Source organism: Candidatus Phytoplasma gossypii (assembly GCF_030586975.1).
GTDB lineage: Bacteria > Bacillota_I > Bacilli_A > Acholeplasmatales > Acholeplasmataceae > Phytoplasma > Phytoplasma citri.
On the sequence record NZ_JAOSIT010000035.1, the window covers coordinates 1 to 4,508 of the forward strand.

Below are 4,508 nucleotides of genomic sequence, written 5' to 3' on the forward strand. Positions count from 1 at the left end.
CAGCGTAGCGGATGTATTCGACTCTTGTCTTTGGGTTTAAATTGATATACCTATCAATCCCCAGTTGATGGTGCTGGTTTTTAAGCCATGCTTTCCTATATTCTGGGTTGTTCTTCCTAATCGGCTTCCCTTCTTTAATCAGTTCCTCCATTTTAAGGTCGATGTAGTGTAAAATATACATTCGCCAGCAAGGGGGAAATAATTCCTCTTTGAGGAGAACCCGATAAAGATTCATATTTGATTCCGTCCTTCATGAAAACGACTTTCAACCGTTTGTTGATGGTTTAAAGGGTTTTATTCTTTCTGATAAACTGATTTAGGGTTCTCATGATAATTTCATGATTGATCGTATCAAAGTAACCTTTTAGGTCGATTTTGACAATATAGTCGATACCTTTAAATCTTGGTTTGACGCGTTTGATAGCTTCATGGCAAGATTTTTTGGTTCTAAATCCAAAGTTCCATGCTGAAAAGATATTTTCAAAATAGGGAGTTAAGAGTTGTTCCAGGCATTTTTGTATTAACCGATCTTTAATGGTAGGTAGCCCCAAGGGTCTAGTTCTTTTATTATCACTAGGAATGAGATTTCTTTTAACTGGTTTTGGGTTATAACCATTATTGACGTATTCCTGATGGTATCTTTCTAGTCTTTCTAAATTAACCCCATCAATGGTTTCATTGTCCACACCTGGTGTACCCGCCCCTTTGTTAACGGCAATTTTATTAAATGTCGTTAACGTATTCTGAAAGTTATTCATTCCCTGCTATAATTCTCTTTTTAAAGAGTAACCGTTTGATGAACGATATTGAATTTTATTCAATTTTCGCGAAAGTTTAGTTTCTAGTGAAACCGTTGTTGACATAATATCAACTCCTTTCTTGATGCCATTAAATAAATAGTAAATTACTTTCTTCTTTCGCCCTATAAGAGTCATTAACTCTCTTCACAGTAAGACGATTAACTAAATTATTCCAAATTTAGGTTTACGCTTACGACTATTAAGAAGATTCTTTATCCTTGACCATCCGGGCTTTTATTTCCAGATTAGTAAACTTAATTACTTAGTTTTAGGATTCTCCAAGTTACCCTAAATTTCTACCTTAATTCCTTAGGGGAAGTATCCTCTTTCTGGAGGCTGATTCCAGGTTTCTTTTTTCTGATAAACTACTCAATATCTGGTGTTTCTATTAGTAGTCTCTGGACTGTTCGTTTAAGCAACTTCCGAAACAGGTTATTCTATTACATCAATTTCCTTCTTAGGCCATTTCAGGCTTCTCCATAGAATTATTTGGTGGCGGAGTCTTCTTGACTAATTTGCTTTCATCGCAACCCGCTTTTATGGTCTGCTATCATCCAACATTCTTTCGTCTGTCAGACCGACCATCTCCTTTCAGGGTTTATCGACCCTGGCTATTGGTTAGATAGCACGAAATTTAGGCCTCTTTGGCGCCCCACCAGAAGAATTAATATTTAAATATTTCACAACTTCCCAAAGCATAACGGGTATATGATTTTTCATTAACAATTCCCTAAACCTCATCGATCATAAAAAAAAGAAAATTTTTTTTAATTTTCTTTAAAAATAATCCTAAAATTTTTATTAATAATTTCGGATAAAGCTTTACTAACAATTTTTTTACCTTTAATTTTAGATTTATAAAATTCATCTTTAGTTTCTATAACATGAGCAATTTTCCCAGCAACATAAGCTAATTTATATTTAGAATCGATACATTTTAATAAATCATCGATAGAATCAGTTGAAAAACCTTTTTTTTGATTAAAAATCATTTGTCTAAATAATTTCCTTTCTTTGATATAATTTCAAATTAAAATTTGAGACGAATAAAACTTAATCATTCTTTTAAATTTTACACGTTCCGCAATTAAAACAGATTTAATAATATTAACTGTTTCGTCCAATTTATCATTGATAATCATGTAATCATATTTTTTAATTTTTTGAATCAATAATAATTCTTGACGAGCTTTAACAATTCGTTCATTAATAATTTGCGAAGACTCTGTATTTCGATATTGAATACGTTGTTTTAAAATTGCAATAGAAGGAGGAGCTAAAAAAATAAAAACACTTTTACTTTTAATAAAATTATTGCTAATTTGTAAAGCTCCTTGAACATCTATCTCTAACAAAACATCTTTATTTTGTTTTAATTCTTCCATTACTTTAATTTTAGGAGTACCATAATAATTACCAATAAACTCATTATACTCTAAAAAATAATTTTCTTTAATTTTATCTTTAAAATATTGGTTACTAACAAAAAAATAATCTTTGCCATTTTTTTCATTTATTCTTGGAGACCTAGTAGTCATAGAAACTGAATAAACTAAATTATTTTCAATTCTATCTAATAATAATTTCTTAACCGTTCCTTTACCAACTCCTGATGGTCCTGAAATAATTATCAACATCCCTTCCTTATTTAATCGCATAAATTAATTAAAAACCATTCTTTCTAAAACATTATAAGTAAAGTATTTAATTATTAAATAATTAAAATCAAATAAAAATAAATCTATATCATAACTATATTTAACAATTTATTTTTGATATAAATAGTATTAATAATTTCTTTATTTTTAATAAAACTTAAAATTTTTTCATCTTTTTGAATAATTGTTAAAATTTCAGATTTCTCTGTATCTAAAGGAATTAATAATTTAGATTTAATTTTACCATTAATTTGAATAACAATAACAACCTCTTTTTCTTCTAAAAAGGAAATATCGTATTTTGGCCAAGAAGAATACACTAATTCTTGATTAGATTTTAATTTCACTTGATTTAATTCTTCTGTAATATGCGGAGCTATAGGATTTAATAATTGTAATAAAATTCTAATTTGATAACGATCTACCTTTTCATATTGATAAATAGAATTAGTAAAAATCATTAATTGACTAATAACTTTATTAAATTGACATTTTTGATAATACTCAGTGACTTTTTGAATAGTTTGGTGTGTAATTTTATTTAAAATTGCAAAATTTGATTCATAAATAATAAAATTATCAAAAATATTATAAATACGATTTAAAAAACGTTGAATACCTTTTAAACCTTGATATGACCAAGATTTATTATCTTCCAAAGGTCCTAAAAACATAATATAAAGCCTTATTACATCAGCTCCATAAGTATTTAAAACTTCCGAAGCATTAACAATATTACCCCTAGATTTACTCATCTTGAAATTATCATTTCCTAAAATCATACCTTGATTTATTAATTTATAAAAAGGCTCAGGAGTTGATATTAAGCCCCAATCATATAAACATTTACACCAAAATCGAGCATAAATTAAATGACCATGAGCATGTTCGGCGCCGCCAATATAAATATCTACAGGCAAAAAATAATCTAATAATTCTTTAGCTTCCGTAGTATTTAAAGGGATCATACTTAGATAATTTTTCAAAATATAACCTATATAATACCAAGAACTACCTGCAAATTGAGGCATAGTATTAGAATCACGTTTATAAATTTTATCATCTTTATGAAAATATAACCAAGAATAAATTTGAGCCAAAGGCGAACCACCTTTGTATAACTGTTCTAGATTATCAGTTTCAGGCAATTCTAAAGGCAATTCATCATCAGACATTAAATAAATTTTATTATTTTCATCATAATAAACAGGAAAAGGTTCTCCCCAATAAATTTGACGAGAATATAACCAATCATGAATTTTATAAGTATTAAATAATTCGCCCCATTTATTTTTGATAGATAAATTTATAATTTTTTCTTTAGCAGACAATTCATCTAAACCATTTAAAAAATCACTATTAATAAAATTACCACTTTTTTGTAAACATGGTTTTTCAATTTTTTCTTTTATTGAATATAAATGGCAATGAGGACTGCAATATTTAATAATATATTTGTTCAAATTATATTTTTGAGCAAAAATAAAATCTTTTTGATTATACAAAGGAACCGACATTAATGCTCCTGTACCATAATGCATAAAAACATAATCTGAAATCCAAATAGGAATTTTTTGATTATTGCAAGGATTGATAGCGTAACTACCCGTAAAAACTCCCGTAATTTCTCTATTAATTTCTCTTTCTAAATTGCTCTTACGTTGAGTTTTTTGTAAATAATTATCAACTAATTGTTGATTTTCAGAAGTAGTCAAAATTGATATCAAAGGATGTTCAGGAGCCAAAATTAAAGCACTAACTCCAAAAATTGTTTGAGGCATGGTAGTGAAAACAGACAAAATTTGTTTGTTATCAACCGATAAAATAAAATAAAAAATAAAACCTGGTGTTTTGCCAATCCATTTAATTTGCATTTCCTTAATAGATTCTGGCCAATCTAATAATGACAAATCATTCAAAAGTCTATCCGCATATTTAGTAATTTTTAAAATCCATTGTTTCATTTTACTTTTAAAAACAGGATGACCACCACGTTCTGATATAATGCCTTCAGAAGTAGAAATAACCTCTTCATTCGCTAATACTGTAC

Annotated in this window: 3 protein-coding genes and 1 pseudogene; all 4 read right to left on the minus strand. The window is 28.1% G+C overall.

The window, feature by feature from the left end; all coding sequences use genetic code 11:
* Positions 1–863 (minus strand): annotated as a pseudogene (locus OC698_RS02580) (reverse transcriptase domain-containing protein); the annotation flags it as partial.
* A gap of 704 nt (positions 864–1,567) precedes the next feature.
* Entirely contained in the window at positions 1,568–1,792 is a 225-nt protein-coding gene (rpoZ, locus tag OC698_RS02585) for a DNA-directed RNA polymerase subunit omega (RefSeq protein ID WP_304513153.1), read from the minus strand.
* Between the two features lie 33 nt (positions 1,793–1,825).
* Positions 1,826–2,458 (minus strand): guanylate kinase, encoded by a 633-nt coding sequence (gene gmk / locus OC698_RS02590; RefSeq protein ID WP_304513154.1) that lies wholly within the window; start codon positions 2,456–2,458, stop codon positions 1,826–1,828.
* Positions 2,459–2,541: 83 nt separating this feature from the next.
* Positions 2,542–4,508 (minus strand): leucine--tRNA ligase (gene leuS / locus OC698_RS02595; RefSeq protein WP_304513155.1); only part of this gene is annotated, 1,967 nt, incomplete at its 5' end.